The sequence below is a fragment of the Bradyrhizobium sp. CCGB20 genome (assembly GCF_024199855.1).
Taxonomy (GTDB): Bacteria; Pseudomonadota; Alphaproteobacteria; order Rhizobiales; family Xanthobacteraceae; genus Bradyrhizobium.
Genome location: NZ_JANADN010000001.1, coordinates 2,702,278 through 2,728,414, shown reverse-complemented (window position 1 = coordinate 2,728,414; position 26,137 = coordinate 2,702,278). Strand labels below are relative to the sequence as shown.

The following is a 26,137-nucleotide window of genomic DNA, read 5'->3' as shown; positions in this document are numbered from 1 at the left end:
CTTGCCGCGGTTGACCCCGGCCGCCCCTCGGCCACACATTGCGCCTTACCCAACGACCAGTGAGCGCGCGATGCCCGACATGTCCAGCACGACCGAAACGCCTTACGCCGACGGCAAGATCCTCAAGCACGCAGCCAGCGGCGTCGGCGTGATCACCTTCAACAATCCCGACAAGCGCAATGCGATGTCGCTGGAGATGTGGGAGGGATTTGGCGAGGCGCTGACGAGCCTGCGCGACGACGACGCGGTTCGCGTCGTCATCCTGCGCGGCGCCGGCGGCAAGGCATTCGTGTCCGGCGCCGACATCAGCCAGTTCGAGAAGACCCGCCACAACGCGGCGGCGTCCGAGGAATATGCCAAGCGCAGCGCCGCCCAGCGCGCGCTGCTCGCCGATTATCCCAAGCCGACGATTGCCTGCATCCAGGGCTTTTGCCTCGGAGGCGGCATGCAGGTCGCGATGCTCGCCGACATCCGCATCGCCGCGCATGGCAGCCAATTCGGCATTCCCGCCGCAAAGCTCGGAATCGCCTATGGCTATGACGGCTTGAAGCATCTGGTGTCGCTGGTCGGCCCGTCCTGGGCGCGGCTCCTGATGTACACGGGCATGCGCATCGATGCGGCGGAGGCGCTGCGCATTGGCCTCGTCGAGCGCCTGTTTCCGGACGATCAGCTCTGGGGCGAGACCATGGCGATCGCCGCAACGATCTCGCAGAACGCGCCACTCGCAATCAAGGCCGCCAAGCTCACCATCGCGCAAGTGCTGAAGGACGAAAGCGGACGCGACATGGACGCGATCAAGGCGATCGGCAACGCCTGCATGGACAGCGCGGATTTCCGCGAGGGCCGGCAGGCCTTCATGGAAAAGCGCAAGCCGCAGTTCTGGGGGAAATAACTTCGGCGTCCGGTGGCGCCAAACCAAGCAGCGCCAATGCAATGACTGACCCTGCCGATTGACGAGCAATACGGCCGGGGCAGATCCGTGTCAGCCTCACTGACCAGCCTCTGAAAAATCAAAAAATCATCGGAGTGGTCGATCGGAGGAAAACGGTCTACGTTCCCAGCGCTCGGTCGAACTGCGATGCTGACCTGGAGCCACCTCATGATCAAGACTCCAGTCGTTAATGTTGCCAGAACTGCGGCGGGATTTCGTTCGCGCACTCTCATCGGGGCCATCGGCTCCGTACCCAACTTCAATACATCCCAACCGTCTTTGTCATTCGGCGCGAACCGCCAACGGACTGCCGAGAAGCACGTGATCAAACTTGGCAACGGGAGAAACCCCTATGGGTAACAATCTGAAAAGCGCATGTGACGGGATTCTGCAAAAAGTCGTGGCTGGAAAGGACCGCGTTCCCGGCGTGGTCGCGATGATCACGGATCGCTCGGCCAACGTCTATGAAGGCTCGGCCGGCGAGCGCAGCCTTGGCGGACGCCAGGCAATGACGACCGATACCGTGTTCGCGATCTTCTCGACCACGAAGGCCATCACCGGCACGGCGGTCCTGCAATGCGTCGAGGACGGCAAACTCGACCTGGATGGTCCCGCCAAGAACTACCTGCCCGATATTGGCAAGCTCGAGGTACTCACCGGGTTCGATGCCAAGGGCAATCCGAAACTGCGAGCTCCGAAGCGCGACATCACGACCCGCATGCTAATGCTGCACACCGCCGGCCTTGGCTACGATTTCTTCAATGCCAATTACCTTCGCTTGGCGCAGGAGCGCGGCCAACCGAGCGTGGTGACCTGCTCGAAGGCATCACTGAACACGCCGCTGCTGTTCGATCCTGGCGACAAATGGGAATATGGCAGCAACATCGACTGGGCCGGCCAGGTCGTCGAAAGCATCCGCGGCAAGCGCCTCGGCGAGGTGATGAGGGAGCGAATCTTTGCGCCGCTCGGCATGGAGGACATCGGCTTTTCGCTGACCCCTTCGATGCGTTCGCGCCTCGCCACGATCCACCAACGCGAAGCCGACGGATCGCTGACTCCCCTCCCCGATATGCAACTGCCGCCTGAGCCCGAGGTCCACATGGGCGGCCACGGTCTCTATGGCTCGATCGGCGAGTACATGAAATTCATTCGCATGTGGCTGAACGACGGAGCCGGATCGGAGGGTCGTGTGCTCAAGAAAGAAACGGTCGAGGCCGCCGTCCGGAACGGCCTGCAGGCACATCAGACCGTCACGATGCTACCCGGCATCATTCCGAGCCTGTCGAACGATGCCGAGTTCTTTCCCGGCCTGAAGAAGTCCTGGTGCTTGACCTTCATGGTCAACGACGAGGACGCGCCGACCGGCCGCCCGGCCGGAGCGATCGGTTGGGCTGGACTCGCCAACACGTTCTACTGGATCGATCGCAAGAACGGGTTCGGCGGGTACTGGGCGACGCAAATCCTGCCGTTCGGCGACCCGACTTCCTTCGGCGGCTACATGGACTTCGAAACTGCCGCCTACGCGACCGGTGAGGCGCGCGCCGCGGCGTAGTGCCGTGCGAGCGCCTACCTGCACCCACGGCGCCTCCGCTTTCCACTCGATGGAGCGAGCGCGCCGTGGCGCGGGCTCTCCGATGGCGCCGAGCTTTTGTTCTTCTCCCGCAGGCCGGCTCCTGCACAAGGCGAAGAACACTGAACACGAATGCAGGGAGAATTCTCACAACGCGAGGTAGGTCATGACAAATATTGAATCCGCGCAACGGGCTGGCGCGAGAGCCGACTTCGATGCGATCATCATCGGCGCCGGGTTCTCCGGCATGTATATGCTACATTCGCTGCGCGACAAGCTTGACTTGAACGTTACGGTGTTCGAGGCCGGCGACGGTGTCGGCGGCACCTGGTACTGGAATCGTTATCCCGGCGCGCGCTGCGACTCCGACAGCTACATTTACTGTTACACTTTCGACAAGAACCTGTTGCAGGAGTGGAACTGGTCCGAGCGCTATCCGGAGCAGGACGAGATCCTGCGCTACCTCGAGCACTGCGCCGATCGCTTCGACCTGAAGCCCGACATCCAGTTCGGCAAGCGCGTCGTCGAAGTCCTCTTCGATGAGGACACCGAGCTGTGGACCGTACGCACCGACAAAGGCGACGCAGTGACGGCACGCTACGTCATCCCAGCCGTCGGGGCTCTGTCGACCGCGAACGTACCATCGATCGAGGGGCTGAGCTCCTTCAAGGGCAAGTGCTACCACACGAGCCAGTGGCCGCACGATGGTGTCGACTTCACCGCGAAGCGCGTAGGCGTCATCGGCACGGGCGCCACCGCGGTGCAGGCGATTCCGGAGATTGCGCAGCAGGCCAAGCATTTGACCGTGTTCCAGCGCACGCCGAACTTCTGCGTGCCGGCCCGCAACGGCCGTGTCGATCCCGAGGTTACCAGGGCGCGCAAGGCCGATTACGACGGAATCCGGCAGCGCATCAAGGATTCCTTCTTCGGGTTCGAGCTGAATTTCATACCGCAGTCGGTGCTCGAGACAACGCCCGAGGAACGCGAGAAGCAGTTCGACAAGATGTGGGATGCGGGCGGCTTCGCCTTCTGGCTGGCGAACTATCAGGACATGTTTTTTTCCAAGGAGGCGAACGACGTCATCGCCGACTACCTCAAGCGAAAGATCCACTCGGTCGTCAACGACCCGGCGATCGCCGAGAAGTTGACGCCGAAGTCTTATCCCTACGGCACCAAGCGCCAACCGTTGGACACCAACTATTTTGAGACCTTCAATAAGAAGAACGTAACGCTGGTGGATGCGAGCACAGACGGTTCTATCGAGAAGATCACGCCGAATGGCATTCAAGCGGGCGGCAAGGAGTATCCGCTCGACATCATCGTCATCGCCACCGGCTTCGACGCAATGACCGGCCCGCTGAAGAACCTTGGTATCAAGGGTCGCGGCGGCCGGACGCTGGCGCAAGAATGGGCGGATGGCCCACAGACCTATCTTGGCCTGGCGATCGCCGGCTATCCCAACCTGTTCACGATCACCGGTCCGCAAAGCCCCTCGGTGCTGTCGAACATGCCGGTCTCGATAGAGCAACATGTCGAATGGATCACCGAATGCATCGCCCACATGCGAAGAAACAAACTAACGACGATTGAGGCGAGCCCGCAGGCGCAGGACGCATGGGGCGCCCACGTCGCCGAAATCGTGAACTCGACCCTCATGCCCGGCACCAATTCCTGGTACATGGGCGCCAACATAGAAGGCAAGCCGCGTCGATTCATGCCCTATCTCGGTCCGGAGGGCGTGGGCGGATACCGCAGAAAGTGCGCCGAGGTCGCAGAAAAGGGCTACGAGGGCTTCGTATTCAAGAGCACTGGCCAAAGCGGGACCGTGCACACGATTGCGGCCGAGTAAACTCAACGAGCCGTGACCGGGCGCTGCGTTCAATGTCGCGGCTCCCGTCACGGCGCGCTGATGATATCCGTTCAGGGCGCTAAAGCGGACGTAGTCGGGACATCGTCCGGCTTACTCATGGTCTCCCGGCCTTCTTGCTGCGCGGGAGCCTACAGCGCCCCGAGCACAGCCTTCGTGATGTCGGCCGTGCCGTTGCTGCCGCCGAACTCCATCGGCTTGATGCCGCCGGCATAGATCTTGTCCACCGCGCGCTCGATCGTCTCGCCGGCTTCCGCCGCGCTCTCGACGCCGTGCTTGTCGGCCAGCCAGTCCAGCATCATCGCCGCCGACAGGATCATGCCGGTGGGATTGGCCTTGCCCTGCCCCATGATATCAGGCGCGGTGCCGTGGCACGGCTGGAACACGGCATATTTGTCGCCGATGTCGGCCGACGGCGCCATGCCGAGGCCGCCGATCAGGCTCGCGGTGATGTCGGAGACGATGTCGCCGAACATGTTCTCCATCACCATCACGTCGAAATCCCAGGGCCGCTTGACCAGCATCGCCGAGCAGGCATCGACATAGAGCCGATCGGTCTTCACGCCGGGATGCTTCTTCTCGATCTCGTCGAAAATGCCGCGGAAGAACGCAAAGGCCTTGAACACGTTCGCCTTGTCGACGCAGGTCAATGCGCCCGGCTTGCCGCGCGCCTTGCGCCGCTCGGCGAGCCGAAACGAGAACTCGAACAGGCGCTCGGAGGTCCTGCGCGTGATCACCATGGTCTCGCGCGCGTCCTCGTGGGTGACGACGCCCTTGCCCATCGAGGCGAACAGGCCTTCGGTCGATTCGCGGATCACGACGAGATCGATGCCGCGCTGGTCGGCGCCGACGATCGGGCTCGGCACGCCCGGAATGAGACGCGCCGGACGCACGCCAGCATAGAGATCGAAGATGAAGCGCAGCTCGATCTGCGGCGCGATCTCGGTGTTATCAGGGTAGCGCACCGCCGGCAGGCCGCAGGCGCCGAGCAGGATCGCATCGGCCTCCTCGCAGAGCTTGATGGTGCTGTCAGGCATCGACTTGCCGGTCGCAAGATAATTGGTGGCGCCCGCCGGCGCCTCGGTGAAGCGGAAGCGCAGATCCGACTTCGCCTCGATCTTACGCAGGACTTCGATGGCCGGCGCCATGACTTCGGGACCGATGCCGTCACCGGCGAGCACGGCAATGTGGAAGGCGTTGTTTGCAGACATGAGGGGTTCCTGGAGAAGAGGCGTCATCCCGGGGCGGCTCGAAGAGCCGAACCCGGGATCTCGAGATTCCGGGTTCGGTCCTTCGGACCGCCCCGGAATGACGGGAGAGCTACGGCGTCAGCACCGTGCGCCCGACCACCGCGCCCTGTTGCAATTGCACCAGCGCGTCGTTGGCCTTGTTGAGCGGCGCCTTCGTCACCGGGATCGGCGCCACGTTCTTGGCACGCACGAGATCGAGCAGCTCCTGCGTCTCGCGCAAATTGCCGACATAACTGCCCTGGATCGTCACCGCCTTGATCGGGATCAGCGGCAGCGCCCAGGTCGCGCCGCCACCAAACAGGCCGACGATGACGAGCTTGCCGCCCTTGGTCAGGCAGTCGAAGCCGAGCTGCGTGGTCGCGGCATTGCCGACGAGATCGATGACCGCGCGGATCGGTCCGCCCGCTTTCTTCGCAAGCTGCTCCAGCGCATCCGGCGCCTTGGGATCGACGGTCGCGAGCGCGCCGGCCTTCTCGGCCGCCTCTCGCTTCCTGGCGTCGATGTCGACCATGATCGCGCCCTTGCCGCCCATCGCCTTGAGCAGCGACAGCGCCATCAGGCCGAGACCGCCGGCGCCGAACATCACGATCGGCGTGTCGAAATGCTGCTCGACCTTCTTCAGCGCGCTGTAGGTGGTGACGCCCGAGCAGGCGTAGGGCGCGGTCGTCGCGGGATCGAGGCCCTTCAGATTGAGCAGATAGCGCGGATGCGGCACCAGCATGTGGTCGGAATAGCCGCCGTCGCAATAGACGCCGAGCGAGCGCGGCGTCAGGCACATGTTCTCGTCACCGGCCAGGCACGTGGCGCACTTGCCGCAGCCGATCCAGGGATAGACGAGGCCGACATCGCCGAGCTTGAGGTCGCCCTGGTCGGTCGGCTTCACGTCGGGGCCGAAGGCTGCGATTTCGCCGACCGTCTCATGACCCATGGTCAGCGGCAGGTTGATGCCGCGGTCCTTCAGCGACAGCGGCTTGCGGCCATGGCCGAGATCGTAGCCGCCTTCCCAGATGTGGAGATCACTGTGGCAGACGCCGGCCGCCTTCACCTTGATCAGCACCTGCGTGCCTGACGGCTGCGGCGTGGCCTCGTCGAACTCCTGCAGCGGCGCCTTGAAATCGGCGACCTTGAAACTCTTCATCGGCGTCCTCCCGCATGCTTCTCGTTGTCGCGCCACCATGCCACGGGCGGCGGGGCGAGACAAACCTGGCAGCGGTCTTAGTTCAGGCCAGCGGATGGTGGCAAGCCGCGAACTGGCCGGGTGCGACCTCGCGCAACTCCGGTATCTCCGCGCTGCATCGCTGATCGGCCCGGGGGCAGCGCGTGCGGAAGCGGCACCCGGACGGCGGCGCAATCGGCGATGGCGGCTCGCCGGTCGCCACACTCTCGGCGGGACGCACGTCCGGATCCGGCACCGGGATCGCCTGCAGCAGCAGGCTGGTATAGGGATGCGCGGGTTTTGCGAACAATTGCACCGATGGCCCGACCTCGCAGAGCCGGCCGAGATACATCACCGCGACGCGGTCGCTGACCGCTTTGACCACCGCGAGGTCATGGGCGATGAACAGCAGCGTCAAGCCGAAACGCGCCTTCATCTCCTCCAGCAGGTTGAGGATCTGCGCGCGGATGGAGACATCCAACGCCGAGACCGGCTCGTCGCAGACGATGAATTCGGGGTTGAGCACGAGCGACCGCGCGATGCAGATGCGCTGACACTGGCCGCCGGAGAATTCATGCGGCAGACGTCCCGCCACGAGATCAGGATCGAGCCCGACCGCGGAGAGCACGTCGTGAACCCTCCGCTTGCGCTCCGCGGCGTCCTTGACGCCGGCGATGATCAGCGGCTCGGCCACGATGTCGCCGATGCGCCGGCGCGGATTGAGCGAGGCGATCGGATCCTGGAAAATGAGCTGCACGCGGCGGCGCATCTTGCGCAGCGCATCGCCCTCCATCGCGGTGAGGTCCTCGCCGTCGAACAGCACGCGGCCGGATCTGGCGCGGCGGAGTTGCAGCACCGCGCGCCCCAGCGTCGACTTGCCGCAGCCGGATTCGCCGACCAGCCCCAGTGTCTCGCCGCGCGCGACCTGGAGGCTGACGCCGGAGACGGCATGCACCGTCTTGTTGCCGAGACCATATTCGACGACGAGATTGTCGACGTCCAGGAGCGGCTCGTCGCGCACGGCAAGCTGCATCATGCGCCAATTCCCTCCGTCATCTGGATCGGATGGAAGCAGGCATAGACATGTCCCGGCATCTCCGCGCTCTTCAATTCGGGCTTGGCCTCGTGACAGCGCCCGGTGGCATAACGGCAGCGCGGGGCGAAGGAGCAGCCCTTCAGCGGCCGGGTCGGATCGGGCGGACGGCCGGAGATGGCCGGCAACGGCGTATGCGGGGCGGTTTCCAGCTTCGGGATCGCCGCCAGCAGCGCCTCGGTGTAGGGCATATGCATGCGCTTGAACAACGCCTGGGTCGGCGCGCGCTCGACCACCCTGCCCGCGTACATCACCGCGACCTCGTCGGCACGGCCGGCGACGACGCCGAGATCATGGGTGATGATGATCATCGCCATGTGACGGCGGCGCTGCTCGCGCGCGAGCAGGTCGAGGATCTGCGCCTGGATGGTGACGTCGAGCGCCGTGGTCGGCTCGTCCGCAATCAGGAGCTTTGGTTCGCAGGACAGCGCGATCGCGATCGCGATGCGCTGGCGCATGCCGCCGGAACATTGATGCGGATATTGCGCGAGCCGCTGCTCCGGCGCTGGAATGCCGACGGCGGCGAGCAGCTCGATGCTGCGCTTCTTCGCAGCCGGCGCGTCGAGTTCGAGATGCTCCTGGATCGTCTCCATCAACTGGGTACCGATGGTGAGCACCGGATTGAGCGAGGTCATCGGGTCCTGGAATACGACCGCGAGATCGCGGCCGCGCAGCTGCCGCAGGCGCTCTGCATCGAGCCGCACCAGATCCTGGCCGTCGAACATCACCCGGCCCGTCAGCTTCGCCTTCTTCGGAAGCAGCTGAAGCACCGCGCGCGACAGCATGGTCTTGCCGCAGCCGGATTCGCCGACGATGCCGAGCGTGCGGCCGGCCTCCAGCGACAGATCGACATGATCCACGGCGCGCAAGTTTCCGCGCGGGGTCGGCAGCTCGACCGCGACGTCCTCGATGGTCAACAGCGGCGTGCTCACAGCGCCCCCTGACGCGGGTCGGTCAGGGCCCGCAAGGTGTCGCCGACCAGGTTGAAGGCCAGCACGGTCAAGAACAGCCCCGCCGCCGGCAGGAAGGCCAGCCGCGGCGCGACGTCGAGGCTGTCGCGGCCCTCGCCGATCATGCTGCCCCAGCTCGCCATCGGCGGCGGCACGCCGAGCCCGAGGAAGGACAGCGCGCCCTCGACCACGATGGTGACGGCGACGCCGAGCAGGAAGAAAGCCAGCAGCGGCAGGATCACGTTCGGCAGCAGCTCGCGCAGCAGGATGCGCGCGTGGCTGGCGCCGAGCGCTTCGGCCGCGATCACGAATTCGCGCCGCGCCAGCGTCAGCGTCGCCGCACGCGCCACGCGCATGAAGGCGGGAATGCCGAGCACTCCGAGGATGATTGTAAGGTTGGGAATGGACTGGCCGAGATAGGCAGTCACCGCGAGCGCGAAGATCAGCGGCGGAAAGGCCAGCAGCACGTCCATGCTGCCGACCACCAGCGTCTCGAACCGGCCGCGGAAATAGCCGGCGAGGAGACCAAGCGCCCCCCCGATGCCAAGACCGATCATCGGCGCGATCAGCCCCACCGTCAGCGACACGCGCGCGCCAAAGATCAAGCGGGCCAGCTCGTCGCGGCCGAGCCCGTCGGTACCGAGCCAGTGCTCGGTGGAGAACGCGGCGCGGCGCTCCAGCATGTCCATGTCTACAGGATTCTGCAACGGCAGCACCGGCGCGAGGATCGCGAGCGACAGGATGATCGCGAGCCAGGCGCTCGCGAGCCAGAACAACAGGCCGAGCTTGCGCCTGCGACGCACGGGCGCGGACACCTCGTCCTGGATCGAAAGCTCAAGCGTGGCCATGGCGGATCCTCGGATCGAGCACGGCGTAGAGCATGTCGACGATGAAATTGACGAGGACGAAGCCGCAGGCGACCAGCAGAACCACGCCCTGGAGGATGACGAGGTCGCGGGTATAGATCGCGCCAACCAGCAGCCGACCGATGCCCGGCAGCGCGAAGATCGATTCCACGATCAGCGTGCCGCCGAGCAGGCGGCCGATATTGATGCCTGTCACCGTCACCAGGGTCAGCGATGATGGTTTGAGCGCATGCACGAACAGGATGCGCGCGGGCTTGAGGCCTTTCGCTTTCGCGAGCGCGATATAGTCCTCCTGCAAGGTCGCGATCATGTCGGAGCGCAGCACCCGCATGATGCCGGGCCATTCCGCCAGCGCCAATGTCAGCGCCGGCAGCACGAAGAAGCGCAGGTTCGACAGCGGCGCCTCGCTGAACGGCACATAGCCGGTCGCCGGCAGCCAGTGCAGCTCGACCGCGAACAGGTAGATCAGGAGAATGGCGGTCAGGAACGACGGCATCGACAGCATGGCGAAGGCGCTGCCGGTCATGAACCGGTCGAACGCACCGCCGGCCCGCGCGGCGCAGGCAATCGCGACGGGAACGCCGATCAGAAGCCCGATGAACTCGGCCATCAGCATCAGCTCGAGCGAGACCGGAATGCGCTCGGCGACCGCCTGCAGCACCGTCTGCCCGGTGCGGAACGAGCGGCCGAGATCGCCTTGCAGCACGTGACCGAGCCAGCTGAGGTAACGCCACCACAGCGGCTGGTCGAGCCCCATGTCACGGCGCAGCGCCGCGACATTCTCCGGCGTCGCCTGATCACCGAGGATGACGTAGGCGAGATCGCCCGGCAACAGCGAGGCGATCAGGAAGGTGAGCAGCGAGACCGCAAGCAGCACCGGCAGGATGGCAAGCAGCCGCCGCAAGACGAAGTTCAGCATCGCGCGGTCATTCCAGCCAGGTGGTGGAGACGTCGATCACGCCATTGTAGATTTTTGGAAAGCCCTTCAGCTTGGCGCTCGACAGCGCATAATAGGTGTTCTGGAAGGTCCAGAACCAGATCGCCTCCTTGTTGATCAGGCGGCTGATCGCGCAATAGTCCTCGATACGCGCCGCGGTATCGGCGGTGGTGCGCGAATGATCGAGCAGCCGGTCCAGCTCCGGATCGGCAAAATTGGAGAGCGCCAGCGGACTGCCGCTGCGGAAGTTCGCATACATCTGCGGATCGGGATCGGCGAGGTCGACGATGCGCCACGGCACGAGCTGGAACTGACGCATGAAGGCGCGCGGCGGGATGGTGGCCTGGTCGACCTGCTCGATCTCCATATTGGCGCCGGCGCGCTTCCAGAACTGCTGGAGCACCTGGCCGATCATGCGGCCGCGCGGCGTCGCAGTCACCAGCATCTTGAACTCGACCGGCTTGCCATAGTCCTTGATCAGGGCCTTGGCCTTCTCGACGTCGAACGGCAACGCGCCGTCGTCCTTGCATTTGACCCAGGAGCCGTCGCCGTAAGGGTTGGACGCGGGCCGGCTCAGGCCGTTGCTGATCGCCTGCGACATTTTTGGACGGTCGATCGACATCACCAACGCCTGCCGCACGCGGACGTCGTCGAACGGCGCCTGCTTGGTGTTGAAGGCATAGACCTGTGCGCCCGAGCCCTTGTAGGTGTGCACGGTGAGCTTGGAGTCCTTCTGCGCCTTCATGATGTTGTCGGCGTCGTTCTCGTCATCCCAGATGATGTCGGCCTCGCCCGATTGCAGCGAGGCGAAACGCGACTGCGCGTCGGGCAGCGGCTTCAGGATGATGCGATCGAGATAGGGCCGGCCCTTGTCCCAGTAGTTGGGGTTCTTCTCCAGCACCATGCGGTCGCCCGCGGTCCATGACTTCAGGATGTAGGGGCCGGTGCCGACGGGATTGCGGTTGTAGTCGTCGCCCTTGGTCTTCCAGGCCGTCGGCGAATGCACGACGTTGTTCTGGCTCTGGATGGTGTTGGTTGCCGGCAAATTCACGGCTGGATCGGTGAGGTTATAGACGACGGTGTATTCGTCGGGCGCCAGCACCTCCTTGACGTTGGTGATGTAGAAGGCGCAGCGGCACTTGTTGGCGGGGTCCTTCTGCCGGTCGAAATTCTCCTTGAAGGCCTGCGCGTTGAACGGCGTGCCGTCGTGGAATTTCACGCCCTGGCGCAGCTTGAAGGTCCAGCTCTTGTAGTCGTCGGAATGGGTCCAGGACACCGCCAGCTTTGGCGCGGCCTCGCCCTTCTCATCGAGCGTGGTCAGCGTGTCGAAGATCGCGGCCGCCGCGGTGAAGGTCGAGGTGTCGTAGACGCCGACCTTGAGCGGATCGAAGCCCGTAATCTCCAGCTCCTGGCCGACGGTGATGCTGCCGCCCGATTTTTGCGCTTGCGCTGGTGGGACAAGCGCAAATGCCGCAACAAGGAAAATCGGCGCATGCTTGCGCACCGCGGCAGCAATGTTCGTCATGGTTCCTCCCGGGATCCTCGTCCGATGTTTCGGATCGTTGAATGACTCGGAGGCGAGATTGGCGACAAATGCACGCGACGGCAAGAGGAACGCACGAGAGATCAAATGCCGCACGCGCGCGGCGCAATGCGCTCAGCGCGGCGTCGCTGTTTTGCCTGACGGAATTGGCGCCTCACTGGCGAGGCCAATCTCGTCGCGCAGCGCATCCGTGTGCTCGCCGAGCACGGCCATCGTCTTGGCGGGCGCGGTGTCGGCGCCCGACATCCGGAACGGCATATTGAGCACCTGGAACGAGCCGCCCTGGTCCTCCACGGACGAGAGCGCCTGCCGGTGCGCGAGCTGCGGATCGGCGAGCGCCTCGGACACGGTGCGATAGGCCGAGGCCGGCACGCCGGCCGCACTTAGCGCGACAAGGCACGCGTCGGTCGTGAGCGGCCGCGACCAGGCTTCGACGCCATCCATCATGTCGGCCCAGTTCTCGCGGCGCGGGGCATAGCTGGAGAAGCGCGCGTCGGTGATCCATTCGGGCCGGCCGATCACCCCCATCAGGCCCTGAAACGTCTTCTCGCTGGCGACCGTGATCATGACGTAGCCATTCGCCGTCTCGGTCGGGCCGAACATAGGGCGCGGCGGCGGCTTCACGGCGAATTGCGAGCTCTGCAACTCGATCACCGTCAAGCTCAGCATCGATTCCAGCATGGAGACGTCGACGTGCTGGCCGAGCCCGGTCACGGTGCGCTGATACAGCGCAGATGCAATCGCGCCGAAACCGTAGGTGCCGGTGACGACGTCGGCGTGATAGATGCCGCAATAATCCGGGCGGTTGCGGCCGGGCTGGTAGGCGAGGTGCGCCATGTCGTAGCCGGAGGCCGCATGGATCACCGGGGCATAGGCCGGCAGCTCGGCCGAGGGGCCGCTCTGGCCATAGCCCGAGATCGAGCAATAGATCAGCTTCGGGTTGACCGGCCGCAAATTGTCGTAGTCGAGCCGCAGGCGGCGCATCACGCCGGGGCGAAAATTCTCGACCAGGATGTCGGCGGTCGCGACCAGTCGACGCACCGCCTCCTTGCCGTCCTCGGATTTGAGGTCGAGCACCACGCTTTTCTTGCCGACATTGAGCTGGCCGAACACGGTGCTGCAGCCCTTGCGCAGCGGCGGCCGGGTCCGCATCGTCTCGCCGCCGTCGGTCTCGATCTTGATGACCTCGGCGCCCATGTCGGCAAGCATCCGGGCGCAGTGGGGACCGGCGATGGTGGTCGAAAAATCCAGGACCCTCAGGCCCGCGAAAGCCTTTGTCGTCGTCCCCTCATGCTTATCTGCTAACTGCATGCCCGCCTGCGCCCCCTCGGCCGCTTAGGAACTATCGAAGTTCTCTCTTGTTGATGCGCCGACCCTAGAGGGCGGCGGCTGGGTAGGAAAGTCTTTACCGAACGGACGCGTTCTGCGGGCGGGCTTGGGAATTCCAGGACAACTGGACCCGTTCTTGCATAGCAGCAAGAGGGATCGGAAGAGGGCAGCTGTTCTTGAGGGTCTTGTTCGTCACAACCGAGATGGACGACTTCGTCCGCGTTGGCGGACTCGGCGCCGTTTCGGCCGCCCTTCCCCGAGCCCTGCGTGCCTTCGCCGACATTCGGGTCATGTTGCCCGGCTATCGCGACATCATCGAACAACTCACGCATATTCAGATCGTTGGCCGCTGTCCGCCGTTCGCGGAGATGCCGGCCTGCTCGCTCGGCCGGGCCGCGACCAAGGACGGCCTGCCGGTCTATGTGCTGTTGTGCTCACAACTCTACGACCGGCCCGGCAATCCCTATGGCGACGAGTCCGGACGCGACTGGCCCGACAACGACATCCGCTTTGCGCGCTTTGCCTCGGCAGCCGCTGAGCTGGCCATGGGCAAGCTGGACAAGAATTGGGCAGCAGACCTGATCCATGCCAATGACTGGCAGGCCTCGCTCGTGCCGGCCTATCTCGCCTGGCGCGGGGCCAGGCTGCCGTCGATCCTGACCATCCACAACCTCGCCTATCAGGGTCTCTTCCCGAAAGACTCGCTGCGGCGGATCGGCGTCCCCGAAAGCTCCTTCCACATCGACGGCGTCGAGTTCTACGACCAGCTCTCCTTCCTCAAGGCCGGGCTGGTCTATGCCTCGCATCTCACCACCGTCAGCGGCACTTACGCACGCGAGATCACGACGGAGGAATTCGGCTGCGGTCTCGAAGGCCTGTTGCGCGTCCGCTCCGACGCGGCCGAGCTCACCGGCATCCTCAACGGCATCGACGAGAGCTGGGACCCCCGCTCCTGCGCCCAGCTCGCCCAGCAATTCGGCGCCGGCGACTGGGTCGGCAAGAAGGCCAATGCCGACTATGTGCGCAAGCAGTTCGGGCTCGCGGTGTCGCGCGGACCGATGTTCGCGATCGTCGCACGCCTCGTGCACCAGAAGGGCATCGACCTCGTGCTGTCGGCCGCCGACGAGATCATCGATGCCGGCGGGCAGATCGTGGTCACCGGCTCCGGCGAGCCCGCGCTCGAGCAGGCGCTGATCGACGCCCATCGCCGCCGCCCCGACGCGATCGGGGTTACGATCGGCTTCAACGAGGCCCAGGCCCGCCGCATCTTCGCTGGCAGCGACTTCACATTGATGCCGTCGCGCTTCGAGCCCTGCGGGCTCAGCCAGATGTACGCCCAGCGTTTCGGCTCGCTGCCCATCGGTCACCAGACCGGCGGCCTTGCCGAGACCATCACCGACGGCGAAACCGGCTTTTTGTTCTCGCAGCCCTCGCGAGCGTCCTTCCTCGGCGGCGTCCGCCGCGCCTTCTCGACCTTCATGGCGCAGGACCAGCTCGACTCCATGCGCCGCAGCGCGATGGGACGATCGTTTTCCTGGAACATCTCGGCCGGCAGCTATAGCGCGCTGTACCGGAAGCTGGCGTCGGCGTGAGAGAGCGCCCGAGGCGTTTGCACGTCATTGCGAGCGTAGCGAAGCAATCCAGAATCCCTCCGCCGCGGCAGCAGTCTGGATTGCTTCGTTACGCTCGCAATGACGGAGTTTGTGGTGCCGGCGGAGAACATCACCCCTTCCCGCGCACGTCCATCTGCGGCCGGCCGATCCAAGCCCGGTTGAGGCAGCGGGTCATCCAGTCGGGCCCGGTCTCGCCATTCAGCCGCGCCAGCGCTTCCTGATAGGGACCGACATAGCGCAGCCGGTCAGGCAGTTTCGGATAGACGCGCCTGATCCATCTCAGCGCGTTGTCCGCCGATCTCGCGTCACGCTCGCTTAACTCAAACCCAAAACCCGCACGTATCGGCTCTGGCAACATCCGCGCCGTGAGCGCGCGATACCATCGCGGTGGCCGCAGCCACGGGCGCGCGCCGCCAAAGATCTGCGCGGCGATCTCGCGTGCGGCCGGGCTGACGGTCAGCGTCTCCGACTGTGCCATCGCCGCCGTGTAGACAGCAAAGCCGGCCCAATCCGCCGGCAGATCATCGCCCGTCAATCCGAACAACGCGCCATACGTCCGGCTCTCCATCCAGTAGCGCTCGCGCTCCTCGGCCGAGAGCGGCGGCAGCACCAGATCGTGCGCCATCAGCGCGGTCTCGACCAGCGTCGCATGAACCCAGCGCAGCGACGGGATGTCGTTGGCGCAGTAGCGCGAGCCGGCCGCGAACGGACCGACGGCCTCGGGCATCTTGCCGACGATCATGCTGTGACGCCGGTGCAGTTGCCGGGACGACAGCTGCGCCCGGTCAAGCGAGCCGAACACCATGGCAAAGACGATGTCGAAGGTGCGATGGAAGCGGCCGATCGGATCGGCAAGGGTCCGCGAATGCTCGGCGATGGCGGCCGCGACCCAGGGATGCGCGAGTTGAAGGAGCAACGCGCGGCCGGCACCGAGAAAGATGACAGCCTCCCGGTCGATCCGCCACGTCACCGTGTCAGGACCGAACACGCCGGCCACCGGCCCCGCCGCGTCGGCGCGGACGAGCTCTAACGTCGACTCCAAATCCCTCTCATCGACCAATTGCAAGCCTCGCGATGAAGACGCGGCAACAATAACCCGGACAGCACCCGCATGAAATCGTCATCGCGCGAAACAATCAGCGACAAGGCCCTCACTCCGCCGCAATCGGCATCTCGTCCATATGCTCGTGCAGCACCACGCCGGCCAGCGGGTCGAATTCGCCGATCCACGGTTTTCGCGCGAGCACCGACTTCGTGTGAGCATAACCGGCATGCCAGCGCCGCGTGATCCCGGACGGACTGAAGTCCATGTCCTTGGTATGGGTCTCACGATCGAGCTGTGGCGCGAGCAACCGAACCACGTGCATGCGGGTCGGACAGCCGTAGCTCATCAACTCCATCACGGCGGGATCGCTACGCTCGGTCTCAGGCAGCCGCGCTGCAAGCTGGTTGATGACGTGTCGCAAGCGATGGGTTTGCTGCTGGCGCGTGATCTGGCTGGCGATGCGGCTGGAGTACATCACGTCCTTGTGCCGGTTCAAGACCTCCGCCATCGTCGCAGGCTCGGCGCCGACGGGATTCCACAAATGCACCGAGAAGATCAGCGAATTCCTGCGTGGATTGTCGTCGAACACCGCTTCCGTCGGCGTGTTCGACAGGATGCCGCCGTCCCAATAGAGCTCGCCGTCGATACGTACGGCCGGGAAAGCCGGCGGCAGCGCGCCCGAGGCCATGATGTGCTTCACCGTCAATTCGCCGTCGCGGCTGTCGAAATAGCGCATTTCGCTGGTGCCGACGTGAGCCGCACCGACCGTCAGGCGCGGCGCGCATCGATTGGCGAGATCAAAGTCGACGAGCTCGCGCAGCGTCGCTTCGAGCGGTGCGGTCGAATAGTAGCCGGCGTGATCAGCGCCGAGCGGATAGGAATCCCCGGCATGCGCCAGCGGATTGGGGCGGAAAAAGCCCGGAATGCCGTGGGTCACGGTCGACCAATAGGCCAGCTTCTCGTTGAAGCCGGGAAATGCGGCGCGCCAGTCCCAAGCCGGCTTCTGCTCCATCCGTTTCCAGAACTCTCTCAGCCGCGCGAGCCGGTTTTTCGGCGCGTTGCCCGCGATAAGGCTCGCATTGATGGCACCGATCGAGGTGCCGATGATCCAGTCGGGCTCGATGCCCGCCTCGTGCAGGGCCTGGTAGACACCAACCTGATAGGAACCAAGCGCACCGCCGCCTTGCAGCACCAGCACGACTTGCCCGGGGATTTCCATACCTTTGCCCTTCGCGCCGCTCATGGTTCGCTCCTGGTAAGCCCGCCCCCGGCCGAATATTCGTCGGACGCGACGGTCTTGTTACGCACTACCGTTTTAGAAGATCGCAGGATCTTTTGGAATGCCGCTTGGCTTTCGAATCCATGCCCGCGCGCTATCGCAAGCGGGATGTCATTCCCCGCCCTGATCGGCTAGATTTCCGACCGATCCTGCTGGGGAGCCGATCCATGGAAATGCACCAGGTCCGCTATTTCCTCGCGGTGGCGCAGCTGTTGAATTTCACGCGCGCCGCCGAGGAGTGCAACGTGACGCAGCCCTCGCTGACGCGCGCGATCAAGCAGCTCGAGGCCGAGTTGGGCGGCGACCTGTTTCGTCGCGAGCGGCCGGCGGCCCAATTGACCGAGCTCGGCCAGCGCATGCATCCGCTGCTGAAGCAGTGCTATGACGCCGCCGCCGGCGCGCGCTCGCTCGCCTCCTCGTTCAGGAGCGGAGAAATCGGCGCGCTCCGCATCGCGCTGACGCATTCGATTGACCTCGCGCTGCTGATTCCGTATCTCAACGAGATCAAACGGCAGTTCAACCGGCTCGAATTCCGCTTCCTGCGCGGCTCGAGCCGCGAGGTCGCCGAGTTCCTGAAGAAAGGCGAGGCCGAGCTCGGCATCGCCGCCGAGATCGACGAATCCTGGGAGCGGCTCGACGTCTGGCCCCTGTTCACCGAAAACTTCGACCTCGTCGTCAGCGACGGACACCGGCTGGCCGGCCGCAGCGCGATCGACCTGGACGACCTGCGCGCAGAGCAGATGCTGAGCCGGACGTTCTGCGAGCATTTCGGCCGGATCTCCGCGAGCCTGCGCGAATGCGGCATCGACGTCGAACATGGCCACGAGATCTCGAACGAGCGCGATTTGATCGAGCTGGTCGAGGCCGACATCGGCGTCGCCATGCTGCCGCACACCTCACCCGTACCGGAAAAGCTGACGCGCGCCACGGTCACGGGGCTCGACGCCCGCCGCACCGTCAGCCTCTACGGAGTTGCCGGCCGGCAGCGCACGGCGGTCGCCAACGCCGTGATGCGGATGCTGCGCGGCGCGGACTGGCGAGCGATCGCGGGGTAGAGCCTGCCGCTTACCCTCTCCCCTTGTGGGAGAGGGTGGATCGCCGCGTAGCGGCGAGACGGGTGAGGGGTTCTCTCTGCGCACGATTCTCTCACTTGAGAATACGCCGCGACAACCCCTCATCCGGCGCTTCGCGCCACCTTCTCCCGCAAGGGCAGAAGGCAAGAGAAACTCAATTCTCCTTGCTCGCACTCTCCAGCGCCGCGAGCAGATCGTCGATCTCCATGCGCTTGCGGAAATCCGGATCGACGAAGCGGGCTTTCACGAGGCCGTCGCGGCCGATCACGAACACGGCCGGGATCGGCAGCATCCAGCCATCATTGCCGTGAAATTTTGCCATGTCCTGATAGGACAACAAGCTCTGGATCTCGCTGCCGAGCCAGATCGCGAGATTGAGTGACAGCGCATAGCCATTATCGAGATCGGTCAGGATCGGAAATGGGGCACCGGCGTCCGCCTTGAGTTGGCTTGTATATTCCTGCGTCTCCGGCATGATCGCGACGATCCGCGCACCCATGGCCTCGATGCGGTCCAGCGCCTGGACCACCGCACGAACATTGAGCCGGCAATAAGGGCACCAATGACCGCGGAAGAACATCACCGCGACCGGGCCACGCTCCAGCAGCGCAGTCAGCGCGACGAGCCGTCCGCTTTCATCCGGCAGCATGAATGGGGGCATCGCATCGCCCGGGCGCGGCGCGGTCTCGCCGCCGCCGTTCCCGCCTAGTCTCACCACAAGGCGATCGACCGCCTCGCCATAGGCTGGGAAGACCTCGCGGCTGGCATCGGCATAGGCGCGGAGCTGCTCGTTCAACGTGCCATCCATGTCGCGGCAGCGCTGAAAAGCGACCTTGAGCCGTTCGGCGTCGGCTGGCGAAAGAGACGTCATCTTCTGCTCCGGCGTTCTGGGGGCGAATAATAGTTGCCCGGTTCGGCCGCCCGCAAGGGGCGGCCGCGACGGCGGGGCGGCTCAGTTCACGTAGAAATTGCCGGTCGGATCGAGCCGCCCCGAGGTGGAGTAGAGCGATCCGTTGTCCATGAAGAAGACGGTGTTGTCGGGCACCTTCTTCGCATTCTTCATCATCGCCTCGTGGTTCTTCTCGGCCGGAGCCATGGCCATCGCCGACATCTTGCCGGGGCCGCCATACATATAGGCCATGCCGGCCTTGAAATCCCACGTCGCCTCAGAGAAGGCCGATGTGGCGATCACCGCAAACATGGCCGTGGCGATCATGGTCTTGGACAATTTCGTCATGAAGTGCTCCTCCGGATCGACGTAGACGCCCGCCAATCGGGCGCACGGCCATCGGACGCCGGAAGCTCGGGAAACGGAAATGCCGATCCCCAATCGGTTCGATAGCGCGCGCCTATCAACATAGCGCGGCGCTATCGCATCGAGAGCGAACCGGCATTTCAAGCCAGACGCCGTCTCGACCAAGCTCCTGACATCGCCGGCGACCATCGCGGTTGCGGCCAACACAGGAGAATTCCATGTCTAGGCATCACACATTGTCACGCGCGGTCTGGCCGGGCCTCGCGATCTTCGGTGCACTGACACTCTCGGCGCAACCGGTGCTCGCCGGCGACTGCCCGGCGGACAAGATCAAGCCAAACGCGCAACAGATGGTCGACCACAAGCCGGTCGGCGTCACCGACGTCACGCTCGGCGCAATCGACCTCGGCAAGCAACCGGCGCATATCGAAGGCCGCGAGCTGCGCTTCCGCAAGCTGACCATCGAGCCCGGCGGCATCGTGCCCTGGCACAGCCATGACGACCGCCCTGCCCTGATCTTCGTGCAGCAGGGCGAGATCGTCGAATACGCCTCCAACTGTGCCGATCCGATCGTGCACAAGGCCGGCGACCTCCGCCCCGAAACGTTCGGCACCTCGCATTGGTGGAAGAACCTCGGCAAGGAGACGGTCGTTCTTTATGTCGGCGACGTCCGCAAGGACCCGCACGACCACAACATGTAACGCGCGCGCCCCGCCCCAGCGCACCCGTTACCGGATGCGGCGCCCGGGATCCCCCACGCCACCAGCCCCGCCGGGCGCCGCATCCGTCACAGGAGAAGCCGCATCATGGTCGACCTTTCCGCACGCATCAGGACCGACCCGATCGCCATGGATGTGCATGGCGAGGGAGTTGTGCTCCGCTCGCTCGTCATCGGCTTGACCGCCTTCCTGACCGTCGTCGATCTCTTCGCGACACAGGCGATCCTGCCCTCGCTGACGCGCCACTACGGTGCGACGCCCGCGGCGATGGGCTTTGCCGTCAATGCCAGCACGTTCGGCATGGCGGTCGCAGGCCTCGTCGTCGGCTTTCTCAGTCCCCTTATTGATCGCCGCAGAGGAATTCTCCTCAGCCTGACGCTTCTCGCAATCCCGACCAGCCTGCTTGCGGTCGCGCCGAATCTCGCCGTCTTTACCGCCCTGCGGATAGCCCAAGGCCTCTGCATGGCGTCCGCCTTCGCGCTGACGCTGGCCCACCTCGGCGAGCAATGCAGCGCCATGGACGCGGGCGGCGCTTTTGCCGCCTACATCACCGGCAATGTCGCCAGCAATCTCGTCGGTCGGCTGATCTCGGCCGCGGTCGCCGACGGTCTCGGCCTGCAATGGAATTTCTATGTCTTCGCCGCCCTCAATCTCACCGGCGCCGTGCTGGTCTACTTCACGATCAAGCGCGTACAGCCTATGCCGGCGACGGCACCGGCGGCCTCGCCGCCGGCGGCCATGGTCGCGCACTGGCGCAATCCGCAGCTTCGCGCTGCCTTCGGCATCGGCTTCTGCATCCTGTTCGCCTTCATCGGTACCTTCACCTTCGTCAATTTCGTTCTGGTCCGACCGCCGCTGTCACTCGGCATGATGGATCTTGGCCTCGTCTATTTCGTCTTCCTGCCGTCGGTCGTCACGACGTTGCTGGCCGGCAAGGTGGCCGCGCGCATCGGCACGCGGCCGACGATCTGGGGTTCGCTGGCCGTCGCTGGACTGGGCCTGCCACTGATGCTGACGCCGCATCTGGCCGAGGTCCTCACCGGAATGGTTCTGGTCGGCGTCGGAACCTTTTTCGCGCAGGCCGCCGCGACGGGATTGGTCGGACAGGCGGCGACCGACAATCGCGGCGTCGCCAGCGGTACCTATCTCGCCTGCTATTTCTGCGGTGGGCTCGTCGGTACGGCCGTGCTCGGACGTCTGTTCGATGCCTTCGGCTGGCATGCGTGTGTTGCCGGAGTCGGCGTGGCGCTCGCGGCCGCCGCCCTGCTCACCTTCGCCTTGAAGCGCTAGCGCTTGGCCGGAATCTCCTGCGGCGGCTCATCGTCGGCAATCGCGCGCCAGGCCGCGCCGTCGAGATCGTCGTACTGGCCACTGCGGAGCGACCAGAGAAAGGCGACGAGACCGGCGCCTCCAAGCATCAGCGCCAGCGGCACCAGGATGACCAGGATTTCCATCACACGATCTCCCGCGAAGCGCTGCGCGCGCGAAGCGAATTCAGCATCACCAGGATCGACGATCCGCTCATGGCGGCCGCCGCGATCAGGGGCGTCACGACGCCGCTGATCGCGACCGGCACGGCGAGGACATTATAGAGGATCGCCAGCCAGAGGTTCTGCCGCATCAAATGCAGCGCCTTGCGCGCGGAATCGATCGCTGCGACGACGGGTGCCAGCGGCCGACCGAGGAAGACGAGATCGGCGGTGGCCTGGCTGAGATGCGCGGCCGAGATCGGCGACATCGAGACATGTGCCGCCGCCAGCGACGGCGCATCGTTCATGCCGTCGCCGACCATCAGCACCTTGGCGCCGCGCCGCTTCAATTCCTCGATCCGCGCGATCTTGTCGGCCGGCGTGACGCCGGCGCGCCATTCGGCGATACAGAGCGCATGGGCCGCCGCGATCACCGCCGGCTCGCGGTCACCGGAGAGGATCTCGATGCCGATATTGCGCGCCTTCAGCGCCGCGATCACCGCCTGGGCGTCCGGCCGCAGGCCCTGCCGAACCGACAGGATGAATCTTTCGCTGCCCTTGCTGAACGCCACGATGGAGGCTTCGGGGTCGAGCCTCACGCCGCCGACCAATGGCTCGGCGCCGCAGAAGGACGGGCGGCCAAGGCGGATCTCGACACCGTCGACATTCGCCCGCACGCCCTGCCCGGCCTCCTCGACCGCACCGACAACAGGCGATCTCGCGGCGGCGGCCTGCGCAACCGCCGCAGCGACCGGATGATGGCTCGACAGCGCGAGGCGCCCGGCGAGTTCGAAGATATCGGCGGGAATGTCGGCCACATTCGTCACTTCGAGATCGGGCAGCGTCAGCGTGCCGGTCTTGTCGAAGATGACATGGTCGGCCTCCGCCAGCCGCTCGATGGCATCGCCCGAATTGAGCAGCACGCCCGCCTTGAACATCGCGCCCGAGGCGACCGTCTGCACGGTTGGAATGGCAAGGCCGAGCGCGCAGGGACAGGTGATGATCAGAACGGCCACGCCGGTGACGATCGCATCATGCCAACTGGCGCCGGCAATGACCCAGCCCAAAATGGTGATCAGCGCCGTCGCGTGCACCACCGGCGCGTAGAGCCGCGAGGCGCGGTCGGCGAGCCGCATGTAGCGCGAGCGCGCCTGCAGCGCGTTGTCGAGCAACCGCGTGATCTCGGCCAGCAGCGTCGCCTCCGACGCCGCCGAGACCCGTACCCGCAGCGTGCCCGAGATGTTCATCGCGCCGGCATAGACCGGCGTGCCCCGCTCCGCGGTGACATAGAGCGTCTCGCCGGTGATCAGGCTCTGGTCGATCTCGGAACGACCCTCGATCACGGTGCCATCGACGGCGCAGCGCTCGCCGGGCCGCAGCAGCACGATGTCGCCGGGATGGATCGCCGCGACCGGCACCTGCGAGATCTCATCGGGGCCGACGAACTTGGCCGCCGTCTCCGCCTTCAGCGCGGCGAGATTGCCGGCCACCGCGCGGGTCCGCCGCCGCATGTTCTGGTCGAGGAAGCGGCCGACCAGAAGAAACGTGAGCAACATGATCGCCGCGTCGAAATAAGCGTGCTCGGCGTGATGGAGGGTCTCGACCACGGACATGCCGAGCGCGAGGCACACCCCGATCGAGATCGGCACGTCCATGTTGGTGGTCTTGTTCGACAGCGCGCGCCAGGCCGATCGGAAGAACGGCTGGCCGGCATAGGCCGCCGCCGGCAGCGCGATCAGCGCCGACAGCCAGTGGAAGAAGTCGCGCTGCTCAGGCAGCATGTCCGAGACGTTGCCCGACCACACCGGGATCGACAGCATCATCACGTTCATGGTGGCGAACGCGGCGACGCCGAGGCAGCGCAGCAGGAAGCGGGATTCGGCAACTTCCGTCGCTTCAGCGCTCTCGGTCTCGTAAGGGTAAGCCTTGTAGCCGAGCTCTTCGAGCCGGTCGATGAACCGGGCGGGATCGAGCGTGCCCTGCTTCCATTCCAGCGCGACACGGCGATCGGTGAGGTTGACGCGCGCCAGCGTGACGTCGGGGATGGCCGACAGGCCGCGCTCGATCTTGGCCATGCAGCCGGCGCAGTGAACGCCCTCGACCGCCAGATCGATATGCTGCACGCCCGCGCCCGCGGCCCGGACGTAATGCGAAAAATCCCGCGTGACCTGCATGACACAATCCTTCAGTTCAGGATCACGCGATTGCGCGACATGAACACGCGCTGTCCCCGCGCCTCGCCTTCGATCACGAGATCCCACTGGCCCGGCGCAACGGCAGCGGCATTGCCGCGATAGATGCCGATGCCGGCCTCGGAGAGCTCTACCTGGAGATCGGCGCGCTTGTCGGTCGGCCGTTCCAGGCGTCCGCCGAATTTCAGGCCGCTCATCGGCTGGCCCTTCGCGTCGCGGGCATCGACCTGGAGCGTCGCGGCGCCATCGGCGCGGCGCTCGATGTGCGCGTTGACCTGCCATTTGCGCGCGGCCTGGTCCTGCGCCGCGGAAATCTCGCGGTCATAGGTCAGGCCCGCGGCATAGGGGCTGTCGACGTCGGTGCCGGGCAGCGTCGCGATCGCGAGCTTCATCATGGTCACGTTGACGCCGATCACGAGCCCGAAGAAGGCGACCAGCATCAGGAACACTTTCGTTCCGGTCAGCGGCTTGGCGGCCATGGCAGTCTCCTGAACTTACGGCGCGACGAAATTGTCGGTGGCGGTGGCGACCTCGCCAAGGCCGATGTCGGTGACGTGGAAGCGCACGGGAATGGACTTCTCCGGATTGCTCTCCGCCGGCGCGGTGACGAGCAGGCGCAGCTCGCTGGTGGAGTCGCGCGGGATCACGATCATCGGCCTGTCCGGCGTCACGGAATCGATGCCGACGACGTGCGTGGTCAGATTGGCCGGACCGTTCGCGTCGATGGCGACGACGCGGTCATAGCCGCTCTTGTTCAGCAGCCGTACCGTATAGGCGTTGCGGATCGAGCCGTCGCTGAGCCTGACCGCGACCGGGTTGCGGTCGTGCAGCACGTTGACGTCGAGCAGGCTGCGCGTCGCCAGCGTATAGACCATGATGCCGCCAACCGCCGCGATGATCGCGCTATAGGCGACGGTTCGGGCCCGGACGATACGGTAGACCGGCGCCTTGCCTTCCTGGCGGCGCTGGATGTTGATGTCGTTGTCGTAGCCGATCAGCCGCTTCGGCCGGCCGATCTTGGTCATGACGTTGTCGCAGGCGTCGATGCAGAGCCCGCACTGGATGCATTCGAGCTGCGGCCCGTTGCGGATGTCGATGCCGGTCGGACAGACCGCGACGCATTGATAGCAGTCGACGCAATCGCCGACCTGCTCGCCGAGTGCACGCAGCTCGGCGGCCTTCTTGACCGAGGTACGCTTCTCGCCGCGGTCGTAGCGGTAGGTGACGTTGAGCGCCCATTCGTCGGTGAGCGCCGCCTGGATTCGCGGCCACGGGCACATATAGGTGCAGACCTGCTCGCGCATGAAGCCGGCGAGCAGATAGGTCGTCGCGGTGAGGATGGCGATCCAGATATAGGCGATCATCGGCGCCTGGAAGGTGACGAGCTCCTTCACCAGCGTCGGCGCGTCGTTGAAATAGAGCACCCAGGCGCCGCCGGTCCACCAGGCGATCAGCAGCCAGATCGAATGCTTGAGCACGATTTCGGAGATGCGCTCGAGCTTCATCGGGTCGGACGACTTGTCCTTCCTCATCCGCTCGCGGCGGTCGCCCTCGACCAGACGCTCGACGGCGTAGAACAGATCGGTCCACACCGTCTGCGGGCAGAGATAGCCGCACCAGATACGGCCGCCGATCGAATTCATCAGGAACAGCGCCACCGCGGCGACGATCAACAGGCCGGTGAAGTAGTAGACCTCCTGCGGCCACAGCTCGATGAAGAAGAAATAGAAGCGGCTGTTGGGAAGATCGATCAGCACCGCCTGGCTAGGGGCGCCGAGGCCGCGATTCCAGCGCACGAAGGGCAGGAAGTAGTAGACGCCGAGGCAGAACGCCATCAGGCCCCATTTGATCCGGCGGAACGTGCCGGAGATGCTTTGGGGATAGACTTTCTTCTGGGCCACATAGAGCGGCCCGTTGTCGTCGTCCGATGTGAGCTCGTTCGGGTTCACGGTCTTGTTCATCGCGAAAGTTGTCTCGAGAAGGTGCGATTAAACCTAGAC

Annotated in this window: 23 protein-coding genes; 7 read left to right on the top strand and 16 right to left on the bottom strand. The window is 65.0% G+C overall.

Annotated elements, in window-relative coordinates; all coding sequences use genetic code 11:
- Window positions 1-70: 70 nt before the first annotated feature.
- From NLM15_RS12665 to NLM15_RS12655, 3 genes are all read left to right on the top strand, one after another.
- Complete coding sequence (locus tag NLM15_RS12665; RefSeq protein ID WP_254117273.1) at window positions 71-892, top strand: enoyl-CoA hydratase; 822 nt, start codon at window positions 71-73, stop codon at window positions 890-892.
- 391 nt (window positions 893-1,283) lie between these two features.
- Window positions 1,284-2,483: a serine hydrolase gene (locus NLM15_RS12660; protein ID WP_254117272.1), complete on the top strand. Its 1,200-nt coding sequence runs from the start codon at window positions 1,284-1,286 to the stop codon at window positions 2,481-2,483.
- 184 nt (window positions 2,484-2,667) lie between these two features.
- Window positions 2,668-4,350, top strand: coding sequence for an NAD(P)/FAD-dependent oxidoreductase (locus NLM15_RS12655; RefSeq protein ID WP_254117271.1), 1,683 nt, complete (start codon window positions 2,668-2,670; stop codon window positions 4,348-4,350).
- Window positions 4,351-4,499: 149 nt separating this feature from the next.
- On the opposite strand, the gene NLM15_RS12650 is transcribed toward NLM15_RS12655, so the two are convergent.
- From NLM15_RS12650 to NLM15_RS12615, 8 genes are all read right to left on the bottom strand, one after another.
- Window positions 4,500-5,579: an isocitrate/isopropylmalate dehydrogenase family protein gene (locus NLM15_RS12650; RefSeq protein WP_254117270.1), complete on the bottom strand. Its 1,080-nt coding sequence runs from the start codon at window positions 5,577-5,579 to the stop codon at window positions 4,500-4,502.
- A 109-nt stretch (window positions 5,580-5,688) separates the two neighbouring features.
- Window positions 5,689-6,756, bottom strand: a complete 1,068-nt coding sequence (locus tag NLM15_RS12645; protein WP_254117269.1) for an alcohol dehydrogenase — start codon at window positions 6,754-6,756, stop codon at window positions 5,689-5,691.
- An 82-nt stretch (window positions 6,757-6,838) separates the two neighbouring features.
- Window positions 6,839-7,810, bottom strand: coding sequence for an ABC transporter ATP-binding protein (locus NLM15_RS12640; protein WP_254117268.1), 972 nt, complete (start codon window positions 7,808-7,810; stop codon window positions 6,839-6,841).
- A complete protein-coding gene (locus NLM15_RS12635) occupies window positions 7,807-8,799 on the bottom strand; it encodes an ABC transporter ATP-binding protein (RefSeq protein WP_254117267.1) in 993 nt (330 codons plus the stop codon). Before NLM15_RS12635 ends, NLM15_RS12640 begins: the two co-directional genes overlap by 4 nt.
- Complete coding sequence (locus NLM15_RS12630; protein WP_254117266.1) at window positions 8,796-9,665, bottom strand: ABC transporter permease; 870 nt, start codon at window positions 9,663-9,665, stop codon at window positions 8,796-8,798. The genes NLM15_RS12635 and NLM15_RS12630 overlap by 4 nt, the downstream gene beginning before the upstream one ends.
- A complete protein-coding gene (locus tag NLM15_RS12625) occupies window positions 9,652-10,602 on the bottom strand; it encodes an ABC transporter permease (RefSeq protein WP_254117265.1) in 951 nt (316 codons plus the stop codon). Before NLM15_RS12625 ends, NLM15_RS12630 begins: the two co-directional genes overlap by 14 nt.
- 7 nt (window positions 10,603-10,609) lie before the next feature.
- On the bottom strand, window positions 10,610-12,145 hold the full coding sequence (locus tag NLM15_RS12620) for an ABC transporter substrate-binding protein (RefSeq protein WP_254117264.1): 1,536 nt from the start codon (window positions 12,143-12,145) through the stop codon (window positions 10,610-10,612).
- A 132-nt stretch (window positions 12,146-12,277) separates the two neighbouring features.
- Complete coding sequence (locus NLM15_RS12615; protein WP_254117263.1) at window positions 12,278-13,474, bottom strand: CaiB/BaiF CoA-transferase family protein; 1,197 nt, start codon at window positions 13,472-13,474, stop codon at window positions 12,278-12,280.
- A 194-nt stretch (window positions 13,475-13,668) separates the two neighbouring features.
- Between NLM15_RS12615 and glgA the strand changes: the two genes are divergently transcribed.
- Complete coding sequence (gene glgA / locus NLM15_RS12610) at window positions 13,669-15,084, top strand: glycogen synthase GlgA (protein WP_254117262.1); 1,416 nt, start codon at window positions 13,669-13,671, stop codon at window positions 15,082-15,084.
- Between the two features lie 130 nt (window positions 15,085-15,214).
- Here the strand turns inward: glgA and NLM15_RS12605 are convergent, their stop codons facing one another.
- A complete protein-coding gene (locus NLM15_RS12605) occupies window positions 15,215-16,165 on the bottom strand; it encodes an oxygenase MpaB family protein (protein ID WP_254117261.1) in 951 nt (316 codons plus the stop codon).
- A 91-nt stretch (window positions 16,166-16,256) separates the two neighbouring features.
- Entirely contained in the window at window positions 16,257-17,393 is a 1,137-nt protein-coding gene (locus NLM15_RS12600) for a patatin-like phospholipase family protein (protein WP_254117260.1), read from the bottom strand.
- Window positions 17,394-17,596: 203 nt separating this feature from the next.
- Here NLM15_RS12600 and NLM15_RS12595 point away from each other — a divergent pair, with 203 nt between their 5' ends.
- Window positions 17,597-18,484, top strand: coding sequence for a LysR family transcriptional regulator (locus NLM15_RS12595; protein WP_254117259.1), 888 nt, complete (start codon window positions 17,597-17,599; stop codon window positions 18,482-18,484).
- Between the two features lie 172 nt (window positions 18,485-18,656).
- Here the strand turns inward: NLM15_RS12595 and NLM15_RS12590 are convergent, their stop codons facing one another.
- Window positions 18,657-19,373, bottom strand: a complete 717-nt coding sequence (locus NLM15_RS12590) for a peroxiredoxin-like family protein (RefSeq protein ID WP_254117258.1) — start codon at window positions 19,371-19,373, stop codon at window positions 18,657-18,659.
- Between the two features lie 81 nt (window positions 19,374-19,454).
- Complete coding sequence (locus tag NLM15_RS12585; protein ID WP_254117257.1) at window positions 19,455-19,739, bottom strand: hypothetical protein; 285 nt, start codon at window positions 19,737-19,739, stop codon at window positions 19,455-19,457.
- A gap of 236 nt (window positions 19,740-19,975) precedes the next feature.
- Between NLM15_RS12585 and NLM15_RS12580 the strand changes: the two genes are divergently transcribed.
- On the top strand, window positions 19,976-20,458 hold the full coding sequence (locus NLM15_RS12580; RefSeq protein ID WP_254117256.1) for a cupin domain-containing protein: 483 nt from the start codon (window positions 19,976-19,978) through the stop codon (window positions 20,456-20,458).
- A gap of 105 nt (window positions 20,459-20,563) precedes the next feature.
- Window positions 20,564-21,766 carry an MFS transporter gene (locus NLM15_RS12575; protein ID WP_254117255.1) on the top strand — a complete coding sequence of 401 codons (1,203 nt, stop codon included), beginning with the start codon at window positions 20,564-20,566 and terminating at the stop codon, window positions 21,764-21,766.
- On the opposite strand, the gene ccoS is transcribed toward NLM15_RS12575, so the two are convergent.
- The 4 genes from ccoS to ccoG are packed head-to-tail and all read right to left on the bottom strand — an operon-like array spanning window position 21,763 to window position 26,098.
- A complete protein-coding gene (ccoS, locus tag NLM15_RS12570; RefSeq protein WP_254117254.1) occupies window positions 21,763-21,930 on the bottom strand; it encodes a cbb3-type cytochrome oxidase assembly protein CcoS in 168 nt (55 codons plus the stop codon). The genes NLM15_RS12575 and ccoS overlap by 4 nt on opposite strands.
- On the bottom strand, window positions 21,930-24,119 hold the full coding sequence (locus NLM15_RS12565) for a cation-translocating P-type ATPase (protein WP_254117253.1): 2,190 nt from the start codon (window positions 24,117-24,119) through the stop codon (window positions 21,930-21,932). The genes ccoS and NLM15_RS12565 overlap by 1 nt, the downstream gene beginning before the upstream one ends.
- A gap of 11 nt (window positions 24,120-24,130) precedes the next feature.
- On the bottom strand, window positions 24,131-24,616 hold the full coding sequence (locus NLM15_RS12560; RefSeq protein WP_254117252.1) for a FixH family protein: 486 nt from the start codon (window positions 24,614-24,616) through the stop codon (window positions 24,131-24,133).
- A gap of 15 nt (window positions 24,617-24,631) precedes the next feature.
- Window positions 24,632-26,098 (bottom strand): cytochrome c oxidase accessory protein CcoG, encoded by a 1,467-nt coding sequence (gene ccoG / locus NLM15_RS12555; RefSeq protein WP_254117251.1) that lies wholly within the window; start codon window positions 26,096-26,098, stop codon window positions 24,632-24,634.
- Window positions 26,099-26,137 lie beyond the last annotated feature (39 nt).

Excerpts from the sequence above, each read along its gene's own strand:
- NLM15_RS12665 (WP_254117273.1), top strand. The coding sequence starts at position 71 with ATGCCCGACATGTCCAGCACGACCGAAACGCCTTACGCCGACGGCAAG.
- NLM15_RS12660 (WP_254117272.1), top strand. The coding sequence starts at position 1,284 with ATGGGTAACAATCTGAAAAGCGCATGTGACGGGATTCTGCAAAAAGTC.
- NLM15_RS12655 (WP_254117271.1), top strand. The coding sequence starts at position 2,668 with ATGACAAATATTGAATCCGCGCAACGGGCTGGCGCGAGAGCCGACTTC.
- NLM15_RS12650 (WP_254117270.1), bottom strand. The coding sequence starts at position 5,579 with ATGTCTGCAAACAACGCCTTCCACATTGCCGTGCTCGCCGGTGACGGC.
- NLM15_RS12645 (WP_254117269.1), bottom strand. The coding sequence starts at position 6,756 with ATGAAGAGTTTCAAGGTCGCCGATTTCAAGGCGCCGCTGCAGGAGTTC.
- NLM15_RS12640 (WP_254117268.1), bottom strand. The coding sequence starts at position 7,810 with ATGATGCAGCTTGCCGTGCGCGACGAGCCGCTCCTGGACGTCGACAAT.
- NLM15_RS12630 (WP_254117266.1), bottom strand. The coding sequence starts at position 9,665 with ATGGCCACGCTTGAGCTTTCGATCCAGGACGAGGTGTCCGCGCCCGTG.
- NLM15_RS12625 (WP_254117265.1), bottom strand. The coding sequence starts at position 10,602 with ATGCTGAACTTCGTCTTGCGGCGGCTGCTTGCCATCCTGCCGGTGCTG.
- NLM15_RS12620 (WP_254117264.1), bottom strand. The coding sequence starts at position 12,145 with ATGACGAACATTGCTGCCGCGGTGCGCAAGCATGCGCCGATTTTCCTT.
- NLM15_RS12615 (WP_254117263.1), bottom strand. The coding sequence starts at position 13,474 with ATGCAGTTAGCAGATAAGCATGAGGGGACGACGACAAAGGCTTTCGCG.
- NLM15_RS12600 (WP_254117260.1), bottom strand. The coding sequence starts at position 17,393 with ATGAGCGGCGCGAAGGGCAAAGGTATGGAAATCCCCGGGCAAGTCGTG.
- NLM15_RS12595 (WP_254117259.1), top strand. The coding sequence starts at position 17,597 with ATGGAAATGCACCAGGTCCGCTATTTCCTCGCGGTGGCGCAGCTGTTG.
- NLM15_RS12590 (WP_254117258.1), bottom strand. The coding sequence starts at position 19,373 with ATGACGTCTCTTTCGCCAGCCGACGCCGAACGGCTCAAGGTCGCTTTT.
- NLM15_RS12585 (WP_254117257.1), bottom strand. The coding sequence starts at position 19,739 with ATGACGAAATTGTCCAAGACCATGATCGCCACGGCCATGTTTGCGGTG.
- NLM15_RS12580 (WP_254117256.1), top strand. The coding sequence starts at position 19,976 with ATGTCTAGGCATCACACATTGTCACGCGCGGTCTGGCCGGGCCTCGCG.
- NLM15_RS12575 (WP_254117255.1), top strand. The coding sequence starts at position 20,564 with ATGGTCGACCTTTCCGCACGCATCAGGACCGACCCGATCGCCATGGAT.
- ccoS (WP_254117254.1), bottom strand. The coding sequence starts at position 21,930 with ATGGAAATCCTGGTCATCCTGGTGCCGCTGGCGCTGATGCTTGGAGGC.
- NLM15_RS12565 (WP_254117253.1), bottom strand. The coding sequence starts at position 24,119 with ATGCAGGTCACGCGGGATTTTTCGCATTACGTCCGGGCCGCGGGCGCG.
- NLM15_RS12560 (WP_254117252.1), bottom strand. The coding sequence starts at position 24,616 with ATGGCCGCCAAGCCGCTGACCGGAACGAAAGTGTTCCTGATGCTGGTC.
- ccoG (WP_254117251.1), bottom strand. The coding sequence starts at position 26,098 with ATGAACAAGACCGTGAACCCGAACGAGCTCACATCGGACGACGACAAC.